This window comes from Acinetobacter sp. LCT-H3, from assembly GCF_001866125.1.
Taxonomy (GTDB): domain Bacteria; phylum Pseudomonadota; class Gammaproteobacteria; order Pseudomonadales; family Moraxellaceae; genus Acinetobacter; species Acinetobacter schindleri.
In genome coordinates, this window is the sequence record NZ_MODX01000019.1 from 41,741 (window position 1) to 63,552 (window position 21,812).

Annotated in this window: 25 protein-coding genes; 16 read left to right on the forward strand and 9 right to left on the reverse strand. The window is 44.1% G+C overall.

The genetic code is table 11. The features are described from left to right. Positions 1–193: 193 nt before the first annotated feature. From rluB to BK820_RS10745, 3 genes are read right to left on the reverse strand one after another with little or no spacing between them, the layout of a single operon-like run. Complete coding sequence (gene rluB / locus BK820_RS10735; RefSeq protein WP_076753140.1) at positions 194–1,267, reverse strand: 23S rRNA pseudouridine(2605) synthase RluB; 1,074 nt, start codon at positions 1,265–1,267, stop codon at positions 194–196. A gap of 41 nt (positions 1,268–1,308) precedes the next feature. Continuing rightward, positions 1,309–1,899: an SMC-Scp complex subunit ScpB gene (gene scpB / locus BK820_RS10740; protein WP_071320904.1), complete on the reverse strand. Its 591-nt coding sequence runs from the start codon at positions 1,897–1,899 to the stop codon at positions 1,309–1,311. Next, a complete protein-coding gene (locus BK820_RS10745; protein WP_071320905.1) occupies positions 1,896–2,690 on the reverse strand; it encodes a segregation and condensation protein A in 795 nt (264 codons plus the stop codon). Before BK820_RS10745 ends, scpB begins: the two co-directional genes overlap by 4 nt. A 413-nt stretch (positions 2,691–3,103) precedes the next feature. Between BK820_RS10745 and BK820_RS10750 the strand changes: the two genes are divergently transcribed. Together BK820_RS10750 and BK820_RS10755 are read left to right on the forward strand one after the other, a co-directional pair. Beyond that, positions 3,104–3,565 carry a hypothetical protein gene (locus BK820_RS10750; protein ID WP_228715831.1) on the forward strand — a complete coding sequence of 154 codons (462 nt, stop codon included), beginning with the start codon at positions 3,104–3,106 and terminating at the stop codon, positions 3,563–3,565. 4 nt (positions 3,566–3,569) lie between these two features. After that, complete coding sequence (locus tag BK820_RS10755; RefSeq protein WP_071320906.1) at positions 3,570–4,031, forward strand: hypothetical protein; 462 nt, start codon at positions 3,570–3,572, stop codon at positions 4,029–4,031. Here BK820_RS10755 and BK820_RS15700 read toward each other — a convergent pair. From BK820_RS15700 to BK820_RS10770, 3 genes are all read right to left on the reverse strand, one after another. Further along, positions 4,009–4,311 carry a hypothetical protein gene (locus BK820_RS15700; RefSeq protein WP_071320907.1) on the reverse strand — a complete coding sequence of 101 codons (303 nt, stop codon included), beginning with the start codon at positions 4,309–4,311 and terminating at the stop codon, positions 4,009–4,011. The genes BK820_RS10755 and BK820_RS15700 overlap by 23 nt on opposite strands. A 36-nt stretch (positions 4,312–4,347) precedes the next feature. Next, a complete protein-coding gene (locus BK820_RS10765) occupies positions 4,348–4,965 on the reverse strand; it encodes an L-threonylcarbamoyladenylate synthase (protein WP_004893292.1) in 618 nt (205 codons plus the stop codon). Positions 4,966–5,051: 86 nt separating this feature from the next. Further along, positions 5,052–5,714, reverse strand: a complete 663-nt coding sequence (locus tag BK820_RS10770; RefSeq protein WP_071320908.1) for an elongation factor P hydroxylase — start codon at positions 5,712–5,714, stop codon at positions 5,052–5,054. 99 nt (positions 5,715–5,813) lie between these two features. Between BK820_RS10770 and BK820_RS10775 the strand changes: the two genes are divergently transcribed. The 6 genes from BK820_RS10775 (at position 5,814) to lysM (ending at position 9,596) form a co-directional block, all read left to right on the forward strand. Then, complete coding sequence (locus tag BK820_RS10775; RefSeq protein ID WP_004811191.1) at positions 5,814–6,371, forward strand: YceD family protein; 558 nt, start codon at positions 5,814–5,816, stop codon at positions 6,369–6,371. A 77-nt stretch (positions 6,372–6,448) separates the two neighbouring features. After that, the gene (gene rpmF / locus BK820_RS10780; RefSeq protein WP_004279227.1) at positions 6,449–6,631 is read left to right on the forward strand and encodes a 50S ribosomal protein L32; all 183 of its coding nucleotides are present in this window, start codon (positions 6,449–6,451) and stop codon (positions 6,629–6,631) included. A gap of 233 nt (positions 6,632–6,864) precedes the next feature. Next, complete coding sequence (gene fabD, locus BK820_RS10785) at positions 6,865–7,851, forward strand: ACP S-malonyltransferase (protein WP_048881149.1); 987 nt, start codon at positions 6,865–6,867, stop codon at positions 7,849–7,851. Further along, the gene (gene fabG, locus BK820_RS10790; protein ID WP_071320909.1) at positions 7,848–8,582 is read left to right on the forward strand and encodes a 3-oxoacyl-ACP reductase FabG; all 735 of its coding nucleotides are present in this window, start codon (positions 7,848–7,850) and stop codon (positions 8,580–8,582) included. The genes fabD and fabG overlap by 4 nt, the downstream gene beginning before the upstream one ends. 86 nt (positions 8,583–8,668) lie before the next feature. Continuing rightward, the gene (gene acpP, locus BK820_RS10795) at positions 8,669–8,905 is read left to right on the forward strand and encodes an acyl carrier protein (protein ID WP_004646101.1); all 237 of its coding nucleotides are present in this window, start codon (positions 8,669–8,671) and stop codon (positions 8,903–8,905) included. 184 nt (positions 8,906–9,089) lie between these two features. After that, a complete protein-coding gene (gene lysM, locus BK820_RS10800) occupies positions 9,090–9,596 on the forward strand; it encodes a peptidoglycan-binding protein LysM (protein ID WP_004811186.1) in 507 nt (168 codons plus the stop codon). An 81-nt stretch (positions 9,597–9,677) separates the two neighbouring features. On the opposite strand, the gene BK820_RS10805 is transcribed toward lysM, so the two are convergent. Beyond that, positions 9,678–10,145 carry an Lrp/AsnC ligand binding domain-containing protein gene (locus BK820_RS10805; protein ID WP_004811183.1) on the reverse strand — a complete coding sequence of 156 codons (468 nt, stop codon included), beginning with the start codon at positions 10,143–10,145 and terminating at the stop codon, positions 9,678–9,680. A 139-nt stretch (positions 10,146–10,284) separates the two neighbouring features. Here BK820_RS10805 and BK820_RS10810 point away from each other — a divergent pair, with 139 nt between their 5' ends. From BK820_RS10810 to BK820_RS10825, 4 genes are all read left to right on the forward strand, one after another. Beyond that, entirely contained in the window at positions 10,285–11,544 is a 1,260-nt protein-coding gene (locus BK820_RS10810; protein WP_071320910.1) for a D-amino acid dehydrogenase, read from the forward strand. Positions 11,545–11,567: 23 nt separating this feature from the next. Further along, positions 11,568–12,680, forward strand: a complete 1,113-nt coding sequence (gene alr / locus BK820_RS10815) for an alanine racemase (RefSeq protein ID WP_071320911.1) — start codon at positions 11,568–11,570, stop codon at positions 12,678–12,680. A gap of 48 nt (positions 12,681–12,728) precedes the next feature. Continuing rightward, a complete protein-coding gene (locus BK820_RS10820; RefSeq protein WP_071320918.1) occupies positions 12,729–13,088 on the forward strand; it encodes a RidA family protein in 360 nt (119 codons plus the stop codon). A 151-nt stretch (positions 13,089–13,239) separates the two neighbouring features. Further along, the gene (locus tag BK820_RS10825) at positions 13,240–14,667 is read left to right on the forward strand and encodes an amino acid permease (protein ID WP_071320912.1); all 1,428 of its coding nucleotides are present in this window, start codon (positions 13,240–13,242) and stop codon (positions 14,665–14,667) included. A 64-nt stretch (positions 14,668–14,731) separates the two neighbouring features. On the opposite strand, the gene BK820_RS10830 is transcribed toward BK820_RS10825, so the two are convergent. Continuing rightward, positions 14,732–15,184 (reverse strand): CopD family protein, encoded by a 453-nt coding sequence (locus BK820_RS10830; protein WP_004811175.1) that lies wholly within the window; start codon positions 15,182–15,184, stop codon positions 14,732–14,734. A gap of 23 nt (positions 15,185–15,207) precedes the next feature. Beyond that, positions 15,208–16,437 carry a beta-ketoacyl synthase N-terminal-like domain-containing protein gene (locus BK820_RS10835; RefSeq protein WP_004811172.1) on the reverse strand — a complete coding sequence of 410 codons (1,230 nt, stop codon included), beginning with the start codon at positions 16,435–16,437 and terminating at the stop codon, positions 15,208–15,210. 276 nt (positions 16,438–16,713) lie between these two features. Here BK820_RS10835 and BK820_RS10840 point away from each other — a divergent pair, with 276 nt between their 5' ends. From BK820_RS10840 to fusA, 4 genes are all read left to right on the forward strand, one after another. Continuing rightward, positions 16,714–18,216, forward strand: coding sequence for an EcsC family protein (locus BK820_RS10840; protein ID WP_071320913.1), 1,503 nt, complete (start codon positions 16,714–16,716; stop codon positions 18,214–18,216). 169 nt (positions 18,217–18,385) lie between these two features. Then, entirely contained in the window at positions 18,386–18,760 is a 375-nt protein-coding gene (gene rpsL, locus BK820_RS10845; protein WP_004648013.1) for a 30S ribosomal protein S12, read from the forward strand. Between the two features lie 182 nt (positions 18,761–18,942). Further along, positions 18,943–19,413 (forward strand): 30S ribosomal protein S7, encoded by a 471-nt coding sequence (gene rpsG / locus BK820_RS10850; RefSeq protein ID WP_004783282.1) that lies wholly within the window; start codon positions 18,943–18,945, stop codon positions 19,411–19,413. A gap of 131 nt (positions 19,414–19,544) precedes the next feature. Beyond that, positions 19,545–21,680: an elongation factor G gene (gene fusA, locus BK820_RS10855; protein WP_071320914.1), complete on the forward strand. Its 2,136-nt coding sequence runs from the start codon at positions 19,545–19,547 to the stop codon at positions 21,678–21,680. Positions 21,681–21,812 lie beyond the last annotated feature (132 nt).

Genomic DNA, 21,812 nt, shown 5'->3' on the forward strand with positions numbered 1-21,812 from the left:
CAAGCTTAAAGTTCCAGTCCTGATCAGTGATTCGCAGATAATAGCTGAATTGAAAAAGTAGATAACTTATCAAGATATAAGTTAAGAATAGAAATGGATGCAATGAGCTTCGACAGTAGAAGGATCTTTTCATATTGTTATTTTTAGAGCTAAAAAAACCAGGCAACTGCCTGGTTTTTATCTTAGCAAAGGCTTAGAACTTGTTAAAGCCTTTGTTCACGCCATAAGGACGACGTGATGTGTTTTCATCACGTTCTTCACGTCGGCCAAAACCTGATTCGGGACGATTGTCACGGCGTACAAACTGAGTACCATTCTGGTTTTCACGACGACCAAACTGTGAGCCGGCTTGATTATTGTCACGACGGCCAAAACCACCTTCACGACGTTCACGGCCAGTATTCGCTGCCGGTTCATCACTGTCACGGCGCTGTTGACGCAGGAAACCACCACGGCGTGCTGCCATAGGCTTTTCCTGCATACGCTCAGAACGGCGTTTTGCCATGCCGTACAAGCCAGTACCTTGACGTGGTTTAAGCTCAACAGCTTTTGCCAGGTTATCGATGTCCTGTTTGTCCAGTTCAATCCAGCGACCAGTACGCAGTTCGCGTGGCAGAATTACTGTGCCATAACGGGTACGTAACAGACGGCTGACTTTCAGACCTTGGGATTCAAAGATACGACGTACTTCACGGTTACGTCCTTCTTTCACCACCACCTGATACCAGCGGTTGATACCGTCGCCGCCCAGTTCAGAGAATGATTCGAATTTTGCCGGACCATCATCCAGTACGACGCCTTTGAGCATGTTATTTTTCAGCTCAGGCGTTACCTCACCCATGACACGAACTGCATATTCACGTTCGATTTCATTGGAAGGGTGCATCAGACGGTTCGCCAGTTCACCGTCATTTGTGAAAAGTAACAGGCCAGTTGAGTTAATATCCAGACGGCCCACCATCACCCAACGATCGCCTTGGATCGCAGGCAGGTTATCAAATACAGTCGGACGTTGTTCAGGATCGTTACGTGAACAGATTTCGCCTTCAGGCTTATAGTAAATCAGTACGCGACGACGGATTTCGTCCTCAATCTGGAATTGTACCTTACGACCATCGATGCGAAGCTCATCACCTGGTTCGATACGCTCACCCACTTGGGCAACTTGCCCATTCACACTTACACGACCAGCGGCAATGACTTCTTCCATATAACGGCGAGAACCCAAACCAACACGTGCAAGCACCTTTTGCAATTTTTCACTCATGACAGCATAACCTTAGAAATAATTATCAACAGTTCACCTATTTATGACTTCGGTGCATTTGCATCGAGGGCCATAAAAGCTTCCTTGGCATCCTGCAGGGGAGGCAATTGGCCTAAACTGGTTAAGCCAAACGCATTTAAAAATTGTGGCGTTGTCACTAACAACGCAGGTCTTCCAGGGAGTTCACGAAAACCAGATTCTTTAATCCAGTTCCAGTCGAATAGCGAGCGCAAAATCTGACTGTTATTTGTGACACCACGAATTTGTTCTATATCTGCCCGGGTCACCGGCTGGTGATAGGCAATTACGGCCAAAGTTTCAAGTAATGAAGGAGACAGGCGCGCTGGTCGCTCGGGCCATGTCTGAGCAATAATATTACGATACTTCGCACGTACTTGAAAACGGAAACCTTGAGCAGTTTCAATCAGTTCAATTGAGCGGCCATGCATCAGCATCGACAGTTGCTGTAGGTACTGACGTAATTCCTGCTTGGTATATCGATCCTGAAAAGCTTCTTTTAGACGTGCCAGAGACACCGCTGAATCACTCGCAAAGATAATCGCTTCCAGCTGCATTAGAACATCATGCAGATTATCTTCCGCTGTAAGGATTGAGCTATGGTCAATGGTCATAAAGGTGCTCCCTGAATCGTGAGCGGGGCTTCAACGCCTGTAGCAATAATCTGAATTTTTTGTTGACGTGTCAGTTCCAGAACCGCCATGAAGGTGACGACCATGCCCATCCGGCCCTGGCTTGGTTTGAGTAAATCTGCAAAAGAAAGCACTTCACCAGTTTCCAGGCAGCTTTCAATATAGGCAATGCGTTCTTCAAGTAGCACCGGTTCCTGTTGCACCTGATGAATCACCGGCTCAGGACGGTTAAAGATACACAGCAGGGCATCACGCAGCAGATTGACGTTGTGACCTTCATTCGGTTGAATGAACTCGCCCAGACTGACATTGGTCTCAAACGTATCACGTTCAAGCACACTCATTTTGTTCAGACGTTCTGCGGCCTGTTTAATGCGTAAATAATTTTCCAGACGATCGATCAATTCCTGTTTCGGATCTTGTTCCGTCGCAGAAATACTTTTGGGTTTTGGAAGAAGTAAGCGGGATTTGAGGTCCGCTAATAATGCCGCCATTACCATATAGTCTGCGGTCAGCTCAATATTGAGTGACTTCATCGCATCCATATAGGACAAGTATTGGGCAGCAATCGGCGCAATGTCGACTTGCAGCAAGTCAAAGCCATTTTTTTGGATCAGGTAAATTAAAAAGTCGAGCGGGCCTTCGAAATGCTCTAACAGGATTTCAAACGCTGAAGGAGGAATGTAAAGATCCTCAGGAATCGTCTCCTGCCATTCATCCAGTACACGGATGTGTGGAGTAGGTTCCATCATATTATGGATGCTTTGATTCATATACAGTTGTTGGCCACGCGAATTTTCAAAGGCATGAAGGCTGATTCTTCGATCTCACATCGAAAGAAAAAGCATGTAAAAAGTTGATCTTAGTGTACTCGAAAAATACCTCTAAATAAATTGGATATGGAGTTAGATACAAAAAAACAGTAGCTTTTACGGCTATTTTTCGGTTTTTGATCATCTCAAATACAGGGATGCCTTTCTGAATTAAGGGTTCATAGAAATGAAGTTAAGCTCCAGTTGGGTTTGCAACCCCTAAGATCGATCATGAGCAATGACAAATATTGAGAATTAGATCAGGAAAAAATCATTCTTTAGCAGCAATTAAAAAGTAAAATTTAAAAAAATAAACCTTAAAAACAGATATCTATCGTTCAAAAAGTATTGTAATATCTCAGAAAAATATACTGATGAATAAAACAACTAAAAACAGGACGGGTGATCAATATGCCTATTATGCTGGTACTTATTGCCATGATTGGCTTGGGGGTATTCTGGGGTTATCCAATACACGCTGGCTTGAAAATAAAAAACTTTCTGTAAAGAGTGAGCAGAATGTCAAAAACATAGCCTGTGATTCTGTAGAGGCGTTTCAAAACTTTGATTACAAGTCTCGAACTGCCGTCTTAAATGTGATTGAAGAAGATCAAATTGTTTTTCATATGAATGTCAAAAATAAATTTGGTACGGACATGATGCAACATCAGCAAAAGCTGTTGGATTGTCCAAGTTTTTTTACAAGTGAGAGCATTAAAAGGTGGGGAAGAATATATCCCACCACCTCAAAAAAATACCCCAGTAGACATGGTTGCACTTGCTGCATCGGTTTCGGAAGAGGCTGCGCAACCTTTAAGTTAAAATCCTACGGATAAAAATATGAATATAAAATTTGTTGTTGTTGGCCTTTTAGTGATTGCCGGACTATTTTTCGGAACTGAAAAGTATTGGGAGCATAAGTTTCAACAGCAGGCACGAGATAATCTAAAACAGGTACACATGGATGCACAGACTCAACAGCGACTGGAAAATAGTGGTCTGCCCATCTCTGGAGATATACTGAATCAGTATCCGAATATTATTACCTACATGAAACTCACCACTTTCGCGGATAATCAATTACCGGCAGAAATCCAAAGCCATGTACGACAACTTGGTTGTATGCAGGTTGATCAGTTACAAGGTCAAGAGCCAGATTTGGTAAAAGCCTATATAACGGTTCTTGAAGAAGATCAGGTTTCATCCAGCTATACCATTCAAAATAAATTTGGCAAGGCTGTGTTTGAGCATAAACAGATACTAGCAGATTGCCCGAATTTTATGACTTTGCGTCAGTTATAAATATGTTGTGGTCCTGCTGCTTTAACGCATATTCAATTATTCGCTGGCAGGTGTCTGCTAGACAGAGATTACTTGTTGAATAAATGTTCAGCAGTTTTCTTGTCATCGCAACTTCAAGAAAATACTGGTACTCAATATTATCGATATTCAGATTTAAGACCGGCTTAGAATTCTTTTCGATAGAAATTGCCTTAGATTCTAATGTCCAAGGCCGTTCGACGTAGATCAGATGAGTGGCAGGAAACTCATTCAAGTTTAGAAGGAGATAAAACAGATTCACTTTATTTCCTCCTAAAACTGAATTAAAACGTTTTAATTATTCAAAAGCACTTACATCACCGACACCACGGCGAATCACTTCAGGCTGATCACCCGATAAATCCACGATAGAAGTTGTGCTTAATGTACCTAGGCCACTATCAATAAATACATCGATGCGTTTGCCGAGCTGCATTTCAATCTCGTATGGATCATCCATTGGATCAGTCTGATCTGGCAGGATCAGGGTTGAGGTCAACAGGGGTTCACCCAGTTCTTGAAGCAGCATCTGACACACGGGATTACTTGGGATACGTAAACCGATGGTTTTTTTCTTCGGATGCATTAAACGTTTAGGTACTTCACTGGTGGCTGGCAGAATAAAAGTAGTGACAGCAGGCGTATTATTTTTCAGCAAACGATATACGGCATTGTCCACTTTGGCATAGGTCGCAATGTCCGACAAGTCACAGCAGAGAATGGCATATTGGTGCTTAGGGCCTAGACCACGAATTTGGGCAATGCGCTCCATGGCATTTTTATTTCCGATCTGGCAACCAATTGCATAAGCGGCATCAGTCGGATAAACAATTACATCGCCGGCACGGATACGTTCCACGGCCTGACTGATCAAACGTGGTTGGGGATTATCTGGGTGTACGCGTAAATGCAACATAAACTCTGTCTCCGATCCTGTGCTGACTTTATTATGAGATTGCCTACGACGGACATGCAATCTCAATAACGATAAATTTGTATAATTTAATCAAGCATTTCACGAATAAATTCGTCGGATTGTAAACTTTTGCCATTCCGTGTGCAGGCACAGATACAATCAATAAAACGTTTTGCATCACGCGGTAGTTTGGCTTCACCACTAAAATAACGCTGTACCTGTGCATAGACATTATCTTTAAAGCTGCTGCCATTGCCGCCTTCACCGGTCAGGTTGTCTAAAGACACGCAAAATTTACGCCCAAAGGCTTTGGCAAACATCCATTCAATCGCCTGGGGCTTGACTTCTACCTGTTCAAATAAAGCTTGCTGTTCCTGGGTGCGGCCATCTGGCGCATACCAGTAGCCCAGATCTGGCAATAGACGACGCTTATCACCGGCAATAGTCCAGTGGCTGATCTCATGCAGGGCACTATTGAAGAAACCATGCGCAAATTGAATGCGGGCAGGAGTATCTTCAGTAGCCGGGAAATATTCTGGTTCAAAATCACCACGGACTAATGTGACATTTAGGTGGGAAAACCAGTGATTAAAGTGTAAGATGAGCCAATCAACCTGTTCTACTTCTGACGATACATTCGCCCACGGTAAGCGTTGCACTTGCTGTAGTGAGCTGTCAGAATCCAGAGTTGAAAGTGTGCTAACGAGTGATGAAACATTCACTTCTGTTTGCGGCTGCAACAGATGCATGACTAAAATTACCCAATTGGTCTGTCTAAAAATAAGTACAAAATTGTATCTTAATCTTTGACAGAGTTCTGATGAATTTGTAGAATTGCCGCCTTAATTATGTCAGCAAATACCTTTCCGGCACAGATTGAGCCGTTTAAATGGGCTGAACAGGGCTTTAAATGGTCAGGTCAACTGCCTTTATCCCGCTTTGTTCGTATTGCTCGTGAAGCTGTTGGATCAATTGATGATCAATTGATTAACATAGACTGTAAGCTATCAATGGATGCTTATCATCGCATTGTGTGGCTAGATGGCCATGTTGAAACGAAAGTTCCAATGGAATGCCAGCGTTGTCTGGAAACCGTTGAGATTGAACTCGTTTCAGATTTTCATCTTGCCCTTGTGGATGACGAATCACTGATAGAGCGCTTGGATGAGGATGCTGATTTCATCGTCTTAGGTGAAAGTGAAGCAACGACGAAAGGTTCATATGATGCACCTGCCACCGCTGATTTACTGGCACTCATAGAAGATGAATTGTTATTGTTGATGCCGTTGTCTCCTAAGCATGATGTTTGTGAGCATAAGCACCAACCCGCTCAAGAAGAAGTTGTTGAAGAAAAACGGGACAATCCGTTTGAAGTTTTGGCAGCTTTGAAGGGTAAACTTAACTAATTTTTGTGTTATACTTATACGTATAAGACAATCGAATTTGTTCTGATCCATTTTTTCGATATTTGTAAGGAGCCATCATGGCCGTTCAGCAAAACCGTAAAAGTCGCTCTCGCCGTGACATGCGCCGTTCACATGACGCTTTAACTGAGAATGCATTAACTGTAGACCAAGCTACTGGTGAAACTCATCGTCGTCACCACGTATCTAAAGATGGTATCTACCGTGGTCGTCAATTATTCGCTAAAGCATCTGCTGAATAATTAATGATGTATTAAGCGTCAAGCTTGATAGAAAAATGGGAGCGTTAAGCTCCCTTTTTTTTGTCTGTCACTTTTAGGCGCTTTAATAAAGTCGGGCTTTTTGTTGTATTTGGCAATTACCCCAGCCAAAATTACGTGCTAAATTGCGCTCCACAATGAGTTAGGTGGTATTTAGCTGTTAATTTTCATCAATTCTGTGAAGATTAGCGCCTCTTAATTGAAAGGATTTTATTATGTCTGCTAAACAACTCGAGCAAGCAGCTCAGGCAACCAAAACTGCATTTGTATTCCCAGGTCAGGGATCGCAGAAGGCGGGCATGCTCGCTGAACTGGCTGAGCAGTTTAGTAGTGTAGGTGACACATTTGCCGAGGCATCTGAAGCAGTAGGCTTCGATCTGTGGCAGATTGCACAAAGTGGTGAAGGTCTGAATCAGACTGAATTTACTCAACCGGTCCTTCTGACTGCATCGATTGCATTATGGCGTGTATGGCTGGAACTGGGTGGTGTTGCACCAAAGTATCTGGCTGGCCATTCTTTAGGTGAATACAGTGCGCTGGTTGCATCTGGTGCGTTAAGCTTGGGTGATGCAGTGAAACTGGTCAACCTGCGCGGTAAGCTGATGCAAGATGCAGTCCCACAAGGTGTCGGTGCAATGGCGGCAATTCTAGGGCTGGAAGATGCTCAGGTGGTTGAACTTTGTGCACAGGCAACAGCAGCCGGTGAAGGTTCGGTTGAAGCAGCCAACTACAATGCCAAAGGTCAAGTTGTTGTTGCAGGGAACAAAGATCGTGTTGATGCGGTGATTGAGCTGGCAAAAGAAAATGGCGCTAAAGCGATCGCATTGCCCGTATCTGTTCCATCCCACTGTTCACTGATGAAACCTGCCGCTGAACAGTTTGCTACGGCTTTGGAACAAACTGCCATTGAGCTACCACGTATTCCTGTAATACAAAATGTGGGCGCAGAAATTGCAACAGATGTGAATGCATTACGTCAGGCACTGACTGCGCAATTGTATGAATCTGTACAGTGGACCAAAACCCTGCAGTTCCTTCAAGACGAAGGTATTGCATATATCGTGGAATGCGGTCCGGGGAATGTACTTGCCAATATGGCAAAACGTTTACCAAATATCGAAAAAGCACTTCCACTGGATACTCAATCCCGTCTGGAAGATGCATTAAACACCGTATTGGTGGCAGAAGGGAAAATTGCATGACACAGGAACGTAAAGTTGCCTTGGTGACAGGTGCAAGCCGCGGCATTGGTGCTGCAATTGCACAACAACTCATTCAGGATGGCTACTTTGTAGTAGGAACTGCCACTTCTGAAGCTGGTGCTGAGAAATTATCTGCACAGTTTGCTGAAAATGGCGCAGGTAAAGTCCTTGATGTGCGTGATGGTGCAGCCATTGATGCACTGGTGACTGAAATCGAACAGAACTATGGTCCAGTTCTTGCGTTAGTGAACAATGCTGGTATTACCAAAGATAACCTGTTGCTGCGTATGTCAGAAGATGACTGGGACGATATCCTGAACATTCATCTGAAAGCCGTTTATCGACTTTCCAAGCGTGTCCTGAAAGGCATGACCAAGGCACGTTTCGGTCGTATCATTAACATCAGCTCTGTAGTGGCGCATTTTGCTAACCCGGGTCAGGCGAACTATTCTGCTGCCAAAGCAGGTATCGAAGCGTTTAGCCGCAGTCTTGCAAAAGAAATGGGTAGCCGTCAAATTACGGTAAACTCTGTGGCACCAGGCTTTATTGCCACTGAGATGACTGAACAGTTAAGTGAAGAAATTCGCAAGAAAATGAGTGATCAAGTGGCATTGAACCGTCTCGGTGATCCACAAGATATCGCAAATGCCGTAAGTTTCTTGGCTTCTGACAAGGCAAGTTACATTACAGGTAGTGTAATTCACGTAAATGGTGGTTTATACATGAGCTAAGGGGCTTAAGTATAAACTTTCCAAATTTTTTAGATTCAATTAAACTAACGGCATTAAAAACGCCACAAGCAATGAGGAGAATTCCTGTGAGCGATATCGAACAACGCGTTAAGCAAGCGGTTGCAGAACAACTTGGTATCAAAATCGAAGAGATTAAAAACGAAGCATCTTTCATGGATGACTTGGGTGCTGACTCTCTAGACCTAGTTGAACTGGTAATGTCTTTCGAAAATGACTTCGACATCACAATTCCTGATGAAGATTCTAACGAAATCACAACTGTTCAATCTGCGATCGACTACGTTTCTAAAAAACTTGGTTAATCGTTGATTCTTAGCTCTGCTAAGCCTAAAGACCACCGCAAGGTGGTTTTTTTGTGCCTGTGTTTTTCTTAATGGTAACTTACATTCATTAACAGGAAGCTTACCAATGATTAACTTCTGTTTAGGTAAATTCCGCTATAAACAATAGGGAGATAAAAATCAGACAACAATAAGGGAGTCTTCCATGGGTATTTTTGATTTTGTAAAAGGTATTGGTAAGAAAAATACCGCAGCGGCAGAACCGCAACAGACACCTGCTGCACAACAAGCACCTGCGGCTGCGCCTAAAGCAGCTCCGGCAGAGCCATCGGCACAAGAAATTGCCAACAAGTTATTGGGTCATGTTAAAAGTTTAGGGTTGCCAATTAAAGGTTTGTCGATTAGCTATAACTCTACTTCTGATCTGGCAACTGTGCGTGGGCAGGTACAAAATCAGGCCGATCGTGAAAAAATTATTCTCGCGGTAGGAAATATTGATCATGTGGCCAAAGTGGATGACCAGCTTACGGTGAGCAGCCCTGAACCGGAAAGTAAATTCTACACGGTAAAATCAGGAGACAGTTTGTCAAAAATTTCTAAAGAATTTTATGGCGATGCCAATCAATACAATAAGATTTTTGAAGCCAACCGTCCATTATTAAAAGATGCTGATGATATTTTCCCAGGTCAGGTGCTACGTATTCCTGATTAATATTTTTGAACTTTCAGATTTTTCAGATTAATGACAAAGCTCCTTTTGGGAGCTTTGTCATTATTGTCGATAACTAGAGTATTAAATACCGACATCCAGATATAGCGTCTCTTTTACTTCCTCCATCACCACATAACTGTGTGAAGAGGCGGAAGAAGGTAGTTTCTTTAATAGATCGCCCAGCAGGCGACGATAAGCACTCATCTCTTTCAGGCGCGCTTTGACCAGATAATCAAAATCTCCAGAAATCAAATGGCATTCCAGTACTTCAGGAATTTCACTCAGGTCTCGTGCGACCTGCTCAAATACATCACCGGATTTGGCTGAAAGTTTGATTTCAAGAAAGACCAGTAAATTGCGTTCCAGCTTTTCTGGATTGAGTCGGGCGTAATAGCCCATGATAATGCCATCGCGTTCCAGTCGCTTCACACGCTCAGAGCACGGGGTGGTGGATAGGTTCACCCGAGCTGCCAGTTCACTAATGGCAATCCGTCCATCACGTTGCAGAATATCCAGAATCATACGATCAATACGGTCTAATTTGCGCATTCATTATTCCCTTAATTTTTTAAAATCACGCGAGAAATCTAGTGGATTCACTGAATATATTACTTTAAAACAGTGAAATTCACTATTGATCCAAAAATATACTAGTTAAATCAACTAGAAGGATTTTGAGGGTAAGGCAATGCGTGTTTTGGTCTTAGGTAGTGGTGTAATCGGTGTGGCAAGTGCCTATTACCTGGCACAGCAGGGTGCAGAAGTTACTGTACTTGACCGTCAGACTGGCCCTGCTGAAGAAACCAGTTTTGGTAATGCAGGCCAAATCTCTCCAGGTTACTCGACACCGTGGGCAGCACCTGGCATTCCATTCAAAGCAGTGAAATGGATGTTTCAGCATCACGCACCCTTGGCGATTAATTTAGATGGCAGCATGTGGCAGTTGAACTGGATGGCGCAAATGCTGAAAAACTGTAATCCAGCCAGCTATGCCATTAATAAAGAACGTATGACCCGTGTGGCTGAATATAGCCGTGACTGTTTACGTGAATTGCGTAAAGAAACCGGGATCAGCTATGAGCATCGTTCCAAAGGTACTTTACAGGTATTTCGTAATGAAGCCCAGTTGAATATGGTGCAACGTGATATCGCTGTATTGCAAGAATGTGGTGTGCCACATGAATTATTACTGGGAGCTGATTTGGCAAAAGTTGAACCTGCCTTGGCACATGCTCAAGATAAACTGGTCGGTGGCTTACATTTACCCAATGATGAAACCGGTGATTGCTATCTATTTACCAACGCCTTAGCCAATGTTGCTAAAGAATTGGGAGTACAGTTCAAGTTTAACCAGAATGTGGAACATCTGCTAACTGAGGGCAATGAAATTAAAGGTGTTGTCGTCAATGGTCAGGTATTCACTGCGGACAAATACGTGCTGGCATTTGGTAGTTATTCACGTGATTTCTTGAAACCGTTGCATCTGGATTTACCAGTTTATCCAGTAAAAGGCTATTCACTCACGATTCCAATCGTTGATGCCGATTTTGCGCCGCAATCTACGGTGCTGGATGAGACCTATAAGATTGCCATCACTCGCTTTGACCAGCGCATTCGTGTCGGCGGTATGGCTGAGCTAAGTGGCTTTAACCATAATTTAAAAGACAATCGCCGTGCCACGTTGGAAATGGTCACTCAGGAATTGTTCCCGGGTGGGAATCTGGCAGAAGCGAGTTTCTGGACCGGTTTACGCCCAATGACCCCAGACAGTACCCCAATTATTGGCGCAACGCGTTTTAAAAACCTGTTTCTGAATACCGGACATGGCACCCTGGGTTGGACCATGGCCTGTGGTTCGGGCAAGTTGATCAGTGACATGGTGCTGAATCATAAAACCGACATCAGTACCGAAGGGCTTTCACTCGGACGTTATTCACACGCGGCCTGAAGTGCTGTTTCAAGGAAGAATCTATGCCACGTCCAATTCAAGCTGTAGTGCATTTGCAAGCACTACAGCATAATCTTGATATTGCCAAAGCCGCAGCGCCAAATGCCGAGGTCTATGCTGTAGTAAAGGCCAATGCCTATGGTCATGGCATTGAACGGGTTTATGCGGCATTTCAGTCTGCAGACGGTTTTGCTTTTCTGGATATTGAAGAAGGCAAGCGGCTACGTGCACTGGGATGCACAAAACCGCTGCTGTTGCTCGAAGGTATTTTTGCGCTAGCGGATTTATTTGCATGTGCGAAGCATGACATGAGCTTTGCCATTCATTCTCGGTATCAAGTGCAATGGCTGAAACAGTTTGCCGAAATAGCCCCAGATGCACAGTTTGATGTGTTCTTGAAAATGAACAGCGGCATGAACCGTCTAGGTTTTCAGTCGCATGAATATGCAGATGTTTGGCAACAGTTAAGCCAATTTGAAAATGTGCGCTCAATGACGCATATGACCCATTTTTCCGATGCGGATGGCGAGCGTTTTGGGTTGGATGGTATTGAATATCAAAACCTGATTTTTAGCCAGACTATTCAGGGGCTTGAGGCTGAAACCTCACTCAGTAATAGTGCGGCCATTTTACGCCATCATCAAAGCTTGCATTCCGATATTGTACGTAGCGGCATCATGCTCTATGGCAGTTCACCAGATTATCCAAGCCATAGTATTCAAGACTGGAATCTCCAACCAAGTATGAGCTTACGCAGTGAAATCATTGCCATTCAAGATATTCAGGCTGGGCAAAGTGTCGGTTATGGGTCCAACTTTGTTGCGGAGCAGGCGATGCGAATTGGTGTTGTGGCTTGTGGTTACGCGGATGGTTATCAGCGTATTAGCCAGACCGGTACACCAGTGCTGGTGGATGGTGTTAGAACCCAAACCATTGGGCGGGTCAGTATGGATATGCTGACAGTTGATCTGACTGAACTTTCTCAAATGAACATTGGTAGTGAAGTGGTGCTCTGGGGGCGGTCGACCCACGGCACAGTGCTGCCCATTGATGAAGTTGCAGCAGGATCAGGAACAGTGGGCTATGAGTTGATGTGTGGCATTACCGCTCGTGTGCCAGTACAGGTTGAAACCTGAAATTTAATATTGACCCATTAACGGAAAAAATGGAGAGGAAAATTTATGATGGAACATAGTGATATTCAACGTATCGGCAGCAATCAGGTAATGAGTGCTGTCACTATTCACAACAAGACCGTGTATTTATCAGGGCAGGTGCCAACACGTACCGATCTGGATATACACGGACAGACCTTGGAGGTCTTTGCCAAGATTGATGAACTGCTTGCGCTGGCAAATACTGATAAAAGCCGGTTGCTTTCGGCGCAATTATTTATCAAGCATTTAGCTGACTTTAGCAGCGTAAACCAACTCTGGGTGGAATGGCTGCAAGGTCATAACACTCCGACACGTGCCACCATTCAGGCGGATCTGGTCAATCCAGACTGGCTGATTGAAATTGCAGTGATTGCAGCACAGCCCTAAGTTGTTTTGATGTTTGAAATCTCCCAACTTAATTTTGTAACAACATCAGACCCGATCATTTAACTTTTTAAATGAAACTGCATCTGAATCAGGATTTCAGGAGGAAATCTGATCAGGTGGGCAAGGGCCTGATGCGAAAAAGGAACTGAAGATGAATACTACACCCTCTAGAGATGACGCAGCGCCGTCGCAACATGAGCTACAACGCAAGTTATCTAATCGGCATTTACAGCTGATTGCCATTGGTGGCTGTATCGGTACCGGCCTGTTTATGGGTTCGGGTAAGACTATCGCCTTGGCTGGTCCTTCGATCCTGCTGATCTATATGATCATTGGCGGGATGTTTTTCTTTTTAATGCGTGCTCTTGGTGAAATGCTGCTGTCGAATCTGCAGTACAAGTCTTTTATTGATATGGCGCATGATCTGATCGGTCCGGGTGCAGGCTATTACATTGGCTGGTCGTACTGGTTGGGCTGGGTGCTGGTCGGTATTGCCGATCTGGCTGCGATTATTAACTACCTGAATTTCTGGTTACCCGAAGGTACAGCCTTTACCCCGACGGGACAGGCGCTGATCAGCGCTGCCTGTGTGCTCTTGATTCTGGGTATTAACCTGGTGACAGTAAAACTCTTTGGTGAGATTGAGTTCTGGTTTGCCCTGATCAAGATTCTGGCAATTATTGGCCTGATTTTTGTCGGTGGTTATATGGTCTTTAGTGGTTTTCAGGCGCCAAGCGGTGCGACGGCCAGTTTTAGTCATGTCTGGTCAGATGGGTTATTTCCGAAAGGTGCAACTGGCTTTCTGGCCGGTTTCCAGATTGCGATGTTTGCTTTTGTGGGAGTGGAGCTACTAGGCACTATGGCGGCTGAAACCAAAGACCCGGAAAAGAATTTACCTAAAGCCGTCAATGCGATTCCAACCCGTATCATTCTGTTCTACGTATTGTCATTGCTGGTGATTATGGCCGTCACGCCATGGAGCCAGATTCCTGCAGATCAGAGCCCATTCGTTAGCCTGTTCTTATATGCAGGGATTCCAACGTCCGCCATTATCATGAATTTTGTGGTCTTGTCCTCCGTGATGTCTTCGATGAATAGTGCGGTGTTCTCCACCAGTCGGATGCTGTTTGGCCTGGCACGAGGTGGTCAGGCACCACAAGCCTTGGCACAACTGTCGAGCCGTGCAGTACCGGCGAAAGGTCTGATGTTCTCCTGTACTTTTATTCTGCTGGGTGCAGCATTCCAGTATTTTGTACCCAATACGATGGAAGCCTTTACCTTGGCGAGCTCACTGTGTGTGATCCTGTTTATCAGTATCTGGAGCATCATCATGGTGTGCTATATCCGTTACCGTAAGCAGCAACCGCAAAAACATACTGCTTCGACTTTTAAAATGCCGGGCGGTGTATGGATGTCTTATATCGTGCTGGCATTCCTGTTCTTTGCTTTGGTGATTTTGAGTCTGGAACCAGATACCTTGAAAGCCTTGATGATCAGTCCGTTATGGCTGTTGATTCTGGCGGTGACCTATCGTGTGCTGTATCTGCCAAGAGTTCGTAAGCTTCAGGTAGAGATGTAAATTTTAGAATCTAAGACATAAAAAAATCCCCGAATGGTCGGGGATTTTTTATTGAGTAGCTAAACTAGAAGGTAGGTTTAACTACCACCAGAATCACCACTGCAAATAAGAGCAGGGTTGGCATCTCATTAAAATAACGCCAAAACTTGTGTGACTTATAATGGGCATTATCAATCAGCTTCTTGCGGTAATAACCACAGACCAGATGGTAAATCACCAATAAGCCGACTAGGCCGACTTTAAGGTAGAACCATAAGGCTTCATGGTAATGACGCGTTGCATCACCCCAATCCACCAGAAAGTGTGCCGTAATCAGGGTGGCCAGCATTGCCGGCCACATGATGCCACGGTACAGCTTACGCTCCATGACTTCAAAGCGTTGATGACTCACGGTATCTTCGCTCATGGCATGATAAACATATAAACGTGGCAAGTAGAACAAAGCCGCGAACCAGCAAACCACTGCAATAATATGTAATGCTTTTACCCAAAGGAAAGCATCAGAAGGAGCATCCATCAAGTCACCCTAAATTGGGCAGCTTAGCCTTCCCATTTTTTGAAGATGAGACAAGCATTTACGCCGCCGAAACCGAAACTGTTACTCATCACAGTATTCAATTTTGCGTCACGTTTTTCAAGCACGATATCAAACGGTTTCGCACCTTCATCCAGCTCAGTCACGTTGATGTTTGGCGCAATAAAATCATTTTGCATCATCAGAACTGAATAAATTGCTTCTTGAACACCAGCAGCACCTAGGCTGTGACCTGTCATAGACTTGGTCGAGCTAAGTGAAGGAACTTGGCCTTCACCAAACGCACGTTCCATTGCCTTAAGTTCTGTAATGTCGCCTGCTGGAGTAGAGGTACCATGCGTATTTACATAGTCAATCTTGTCTACACCATGCTGTTTTGCTTCTTCTAAAGCCATCAATACACAACGCGTTGCACCTTCACCACTTGGCGCAACCATATCGGCACCATCAGAGTTCGCTGCATAAGCCACAACTTCCGCAAGAATATTGGCACCACGTGCTTGAGCGTGTTCAAGGGATTCAAGCACCACGAAACCGCCACCGCCAGCAATCACGAAACCGTCACGGTCTGCTGAATATGGACGAGATGCAGTTTCAGGTGTGTCATTGTATTTCGAACACAGCGCACCCATCGCATCAAACAGCAAGCTTTGAGACCAGTGATCTTCTTCACCGCCACCGGCAAGCATCAAGTCCTGTTTACCCAATTGAATCAGGTTATAGGCATAACCAATCGCATCAGCAGAAGTTGCGCATGCGCTGGTAATTGAGTGAGCAATACCTTGAAGTTTAAGCGCTACACCAACGTTAGCTGTAATGGTATTTGACATATTGCGGGGTACGAAGAACGGGCCAATTTTACGTGCACCTTTTTCTTCGAGTAATTTTGCCATTTCTATTACAGATGCTGTTGAGTTACCGCCTGAGCCGCCTGCAATACCATAGCGTGGGTTGCCCGCCAGATCTTCCGGTTTCAGACCAGCATGCTCAACCGCTGCAATTGCCGAATTGTAGGCATACATGGCACAAACACCCATAAAGCGTTTGAGACGACGGTCGATATTGTCAAAATCCTGCTCAGCAGCCGCGCTGACATGACTTTTAAAGTTCAGTTCAGCATAGACTGGATTTAAACGTGTGCCTGAAATCCCGTTTTGTAAAGAGTGAGTTACATCTTCCAATGTATTTCCGATGCATGAGTTAATACCCATACCAGTGATGACAACACGTTTCATCTACAGATCCTTATAGTTCATCTTTATGGTCAGGGGAGATATTTAGCGTTTTCATCAAGCGTTAAATATGATGCTGACCCATTGTTCACAATGAGGAACATCATAACAGAAAGATTTTTGAAATCTTATGGCAAATGTTATGCCCAGTACGCTGTACATTCGAATAGAGATTCCTACACAGAGGGATTACTAAATGAAACAGAATAAGGTTGAGATAAACGCTGCTAGCACCTAGTATTTATACAAAATACAAGCACGTGCACGCTGAGGTAAGGAATGACAAATACCAATAATAAACAATCAAATGGCTTCATCTCCAGTGCGTTTGGAGTGGCGAAAAAGTTCAGTACAACAGGTTTGGATCTATTCAACCATGTTGCACCTGATTCAGTTTCGAAGGTCACACAAGCGCTGAATGTAGATAAGGTGCTCAATGGCGCAGCTCAAGCCAAGAGTCCCTTTGAATCAAAAAAATACGACAATCCACAGGAGATGTTACGTGAACATCTACCGAGTGTATCGCGCCAGTTGTTTGGCCGTCATTTCAATACAGTGAATAATGTTACGCATTTCATTTCGCCCAAGTTTAGCGAAAAAGTGTCCGATTATTTCTTTGATCATCTGAATCAGTTTACCAATGACATCAGTTCGGTAGATGCCATTCTTGATGAAGCGGGAGTGCGTGATCTGGAAGAACTCACCCAGGATGTCAATCGTTCTAAGCGTATTTCTCAAGCGTTTGGTGAACAGAATAAATGGATTGCTGCAGTTCAAGGTGCATTCTCAGGGGCAACTGGGGTAATTGGTACAGCAGTGGATATTCCTGCATCTTTGGTGCTGGCACTGCGTACTATTTATCAGGTCGGCCGTTCTTATGGCTTTGATTTAAGTAAAGAAGAAGATCAGGATATCGTGCAGCATATCTTCCGTCAGATTGATCTGAGTCTGATTGCAGAAAAGCAAACTGTATTGTTGGGCTTAAGAGCGCTAGGTGCTACTTTAAAAACCCATGACATTTCCCAGCTGCAAGCCATGTTGGGTTCAAGTAATGATACTGAGCTGCTACGCAAATTCCTGCATCAGGAAGATGGTCAATCGAAATGGGAATGGATAAATCATATACCGAAAGTTTCCCTGATTGAACAACTATCTAAATTGGTACCGTTAGCGGGTGCTGGGGTAGGCGCAGTATACAGTCGCCGTTTTGTCGAGGATGTTAATCAGAAAGCACAGGATGTGTTCTCGAATGCACGTCAATATCTGCTACAGCATCGTGACAGCTCTGCCTCTGTTTTAGAGGCTTATGAAAAATCTAAAGCATTGCTGCAACAGGCTGCACCAAAACTACTGGAAAATATCAAGAAAAATGGTCATACCGGGGATGAGTTAATTTTAGATAAAGAGATTCCGATTGAAGGAAATGATCATATTACTCAGGTAAAAGTGCTGAAAAAGACAGATTCTCAAGTCACAGAGGAAGTAAAAGATGAAGAGGTCAGTGAAGGCTTGGATTCATTAGCCGATAAGTTGGTAGAACCGGTTGCGGATAAGCATGTACAGCAACCAGCACTGAGTGAGCCGGCACCTGAAGATATCGAAGATACGCTTGCACAGGCAGAAGCTGAGGGCGATGTCACAGACGAGGCCGAAGTCGCTGCCGCTGATACTGAAAATGATCAGAGCGAAGCAGACACGGAAGCTGCACAGCAAAAGCCAAAAAAAGCGACAAAATCTTCTGCTAAAAAATCAACAGAAGATGTTACAAAAGATGCAGATTAATCTGCAAGAAAAATAGTAAGGATATGAAAGTACTAAGCAATTGTAAGCAAGAGCGGATGTGGATTTGCCTGCTTCTATCATGTTGACCAATTTTGCATCTTGACTTACAATTGCATGCCCTCAAAAAGTAGTAGTTTTTGGGGCTTTTTATTAACGGGAGAATTGCCAAATGGCAACAACAAATCAGTTGATCCGTAAGGGTCGTACGACTTTGATTGAAAAATCTAAAGTTCCTGCGTTGAAGGCTTGTCCACAGCGCCGTGGTGTTTGTACACGTGTTTACACAACTACACCTAAAAAACCTAACTCAGCAATGCGTAAAGTTTGCCGTGTTCGCTTAACTTCAGGCTTTGAAGTTTCTAGCTACATCGGTGGTGAAGGCCATAACCTGCAAGAGCACAGTGTTGTTCTTATCCGTGGTGGTCGTGTTAAAGACTTACCAGGTGTACGTTACCATACCGTTCGTGGTTCTTTAGACTGTGCTGGTGTTAAAGATCGTAACCAGTCTCGTTCTAAATACGGTACTAAACGTCCTAAGAAATAATTGATCTTTCGAGATTAACTTCTTAGTTCGCTAGAACTGCAATCCTTTATCGTCTCGCTTGTCTGATTTCTGCATTTAATTTTGTGAAATTCAAGCGACGTGTAGTAAGGCCAGCGAATGCACATGACACTTTGTGCTAATGCTGGATAAACCTGAAGTGTCATATTTATAGGTAGTTTAAAATGCCAAGACGTCGCGTAGTCGCTGCTCGTGAAATCCTTCCGGATCCGAAATTCAGTAGCCAAACAATCGCTAAATTCATGAACCACGTAATGCAAGATGGTAAAAAATCTATTGCTGAAAGTATCGTTTACGGTGCTTTAGACCGCGTTCAAGAAAAATCTAAAGTAGACCCAGTTGAATTTTTCGAGACTACGCTTGAAAAAGTTCGTCCTATGGTCGAAGTAAAAGCACGCCGTGTTGGTGGTGCTACATACCAGGTACCTATGGAAGTGCGCCCATCCCGTCGTACTGCCTTGGCTATGCGTTGGTTAGTAGATGCTGCTGCTAAGCGTTCTGAAAAAACTATGGCTTTACGTCTTGCTGGCGAGTTGCTTGATGCAGCTGAAGGTAAAGGCGCAGCGGTTAAAAAACGTGAAGATGTGCACCGTATGGCTGAAGCCAACAAAGCCTTCTCTCACTATCGCTTCTAAGCGGTTAAAACAGCCCCTATTCAGGAGGATGATGAGCCAGTTTTCGCTGTTTTGTCATCGAATCGCTTTAAGCTGCCCAGCAGCTTAAAGCGTCCTGTTTTAAACAACAAAATTTAGGAATGCAAGAAATCATGGCTCGTCAAACCCCAATTTCTCGTTATCGTAATATTGGTATTTCTGCGCACATCGATGCGGGTAAGACCACAACTACTGAACGTATCTTGTTCTACACAGGTGTATCTCACAAAATTGGTGAAGTACATGATGGTGCAGCAACAATGGACTGGATGGAGCAAGAGCAAGAACGTGGTATTACCATTACTTCTGCTGCTACCACTACATTCTGGTCAGGTATGTCTAAGCAGTTCCCAGAACACCGTATCAACGTAATTGATACCCCGGGACACGTTGACTTCACAATCGAAGTTGAGCGTTCTATGCGTGTTCTTGATGGTGCATGTATGGTTTACTGTGCTGTAGGTGGTGTACAACCTCAGTCTGAAACTGTATGGCGTCAAGCTAACAAATACCAAGTGCCTCGTTTAGCATTCGTGAACAAGATGGACCGTACTGGTGCAAACTTCTTCCGTGTTGTTGAACAAATGAAAACACGTCTTGGTGCGCACCCTGTACCTGTAGTAATCCCTGTTGGCGCTGAAGAAAACTTCCAAGGCGTTATCGACTTGATCGAAATGAAAGCGATCATTTGGGACGAAGCTTCACAAGGTATGAAGTTCGAGTACGGCGAAATCCCTGCTGATCTTCAAGAAACTGCTGAAGAATGGCGTACAAACATGGTTGAAGCTGCTGCTGAGGCTTCTGAAGAGTTAATGGATGAATACCTGAACAACGGTGATTTGACTAAAGAGCAAATCGTTGCTGGTCTTCGTGTTCAAACATTGGCTTGTGAAATTCAACCAATGCTTTGTGGTACAGCGTTCAAAAACAAAGGTGTTCAACGTATGTTGGACGCAGTAATTGAATTCTTGCCATCACCGACTGAAGTTAAAGCGATTGAAGGTGTTCTTGACGACAAAGCTGAAACTAAAGCGATTCGTGAAGCATCTGACGAAGCTCCGTTCTCTGCACTTGCGTTCAAAATTATGAACGACAAATTCGTAGGTAACTTAACTTTCGTACGTGTTTACTCTGGTGTTCTTAAACAAGGTGATTCTGTTTATAACCCGGTTAAATCTAAACGTGAACGTATCGGCCGTATCGTGCAAATGCACGCGAACGATCGTCAAGACGTTGAAGAAATCCGTGCTGGTGACATCGCTGCGTGTGTAGGTCTTAAAGACGTAACTACTGGTGATACCCTATGTGATGAGAAAAACATCATCACTCTAGAACGTATGGAATTCCCAGAGCCAGTAATTGCATTGGCTGTTGAACCAAAAACTAAAGCTGACCAAGAAAAAATGTCTATCGCTTTAGGTCGTTTGGCTAAGGAAGATCCATCATTCCGCGTTCGTACTGACGAAGAATCTGGTCAAACCATTATTGCTGGTATGGGTGAGCTTCACCTTGACATCATCGTTGACCGTATGAAACGTGAATTCAACGTTGAAGCGAACATTGGTAAACCAATGGTTGCTTACCGCGAAACAATCAAAAAGACTGTTGAGCAAGAAGGTAAGTTCGTACGTCAAACTGGTGGTAAAGGTAAATTCGGTCACGTATACGTACGTTTAGAACCGCTTGATCCTGAAGCTGGTAAAGAATACGAATTCGCTGAAGAAGTTGTAGGTGGTGTAGTACCTAAAGAATTCTTCGGTGCAGTTGACAAAGGTATCCAAGAACGTATGAAGAATGGTGTCCTTGCTGGTTATCCAGTAGTTGGCATCAAAGCGACATTGTTCGATGGTTCTTACCATGATGTCGATTCTGACGAATTATCGTTCAAGATGGCTGGTTCTTATGCCTTCCGTGACGGTTTCATGAAAGCAGATCCTGTTCTTCTTGAACCTATCATGAAAGTTGAAGTAGAAACTCCAGAAGACTACATGGGCGATATCATGGGTGACTTAAACCGTCGTCGTGGTATGGTTCAGGGTATGGACGATCTACCTGGTGGTACTAAAGCAATTAAAGCTGAAGTTCCACTTGCTGAGATGTTCGGTTATGCAACTCATATGCGTTCTATGTCTCAAGGTCGTGCGACTTACTCTATGGAATTTGCTAAATATGCTGAAACTCCACGTAACGTGGCTGAAGGCATCATTTCTAAGTTCCAGTCTGGCGGTAAAAAAGGTGACGACGAGTAATCTTTCGATTACTATAGGCCCAAACTAATTCATAGTTAAAAACCAAGCGCTCATGCAGTGATCCTGCATGAGCAGTTCAAAAAGGAAGATCTCATGGCTAAGGCTAAGTTCGAACGTAATAAGCCACACGTT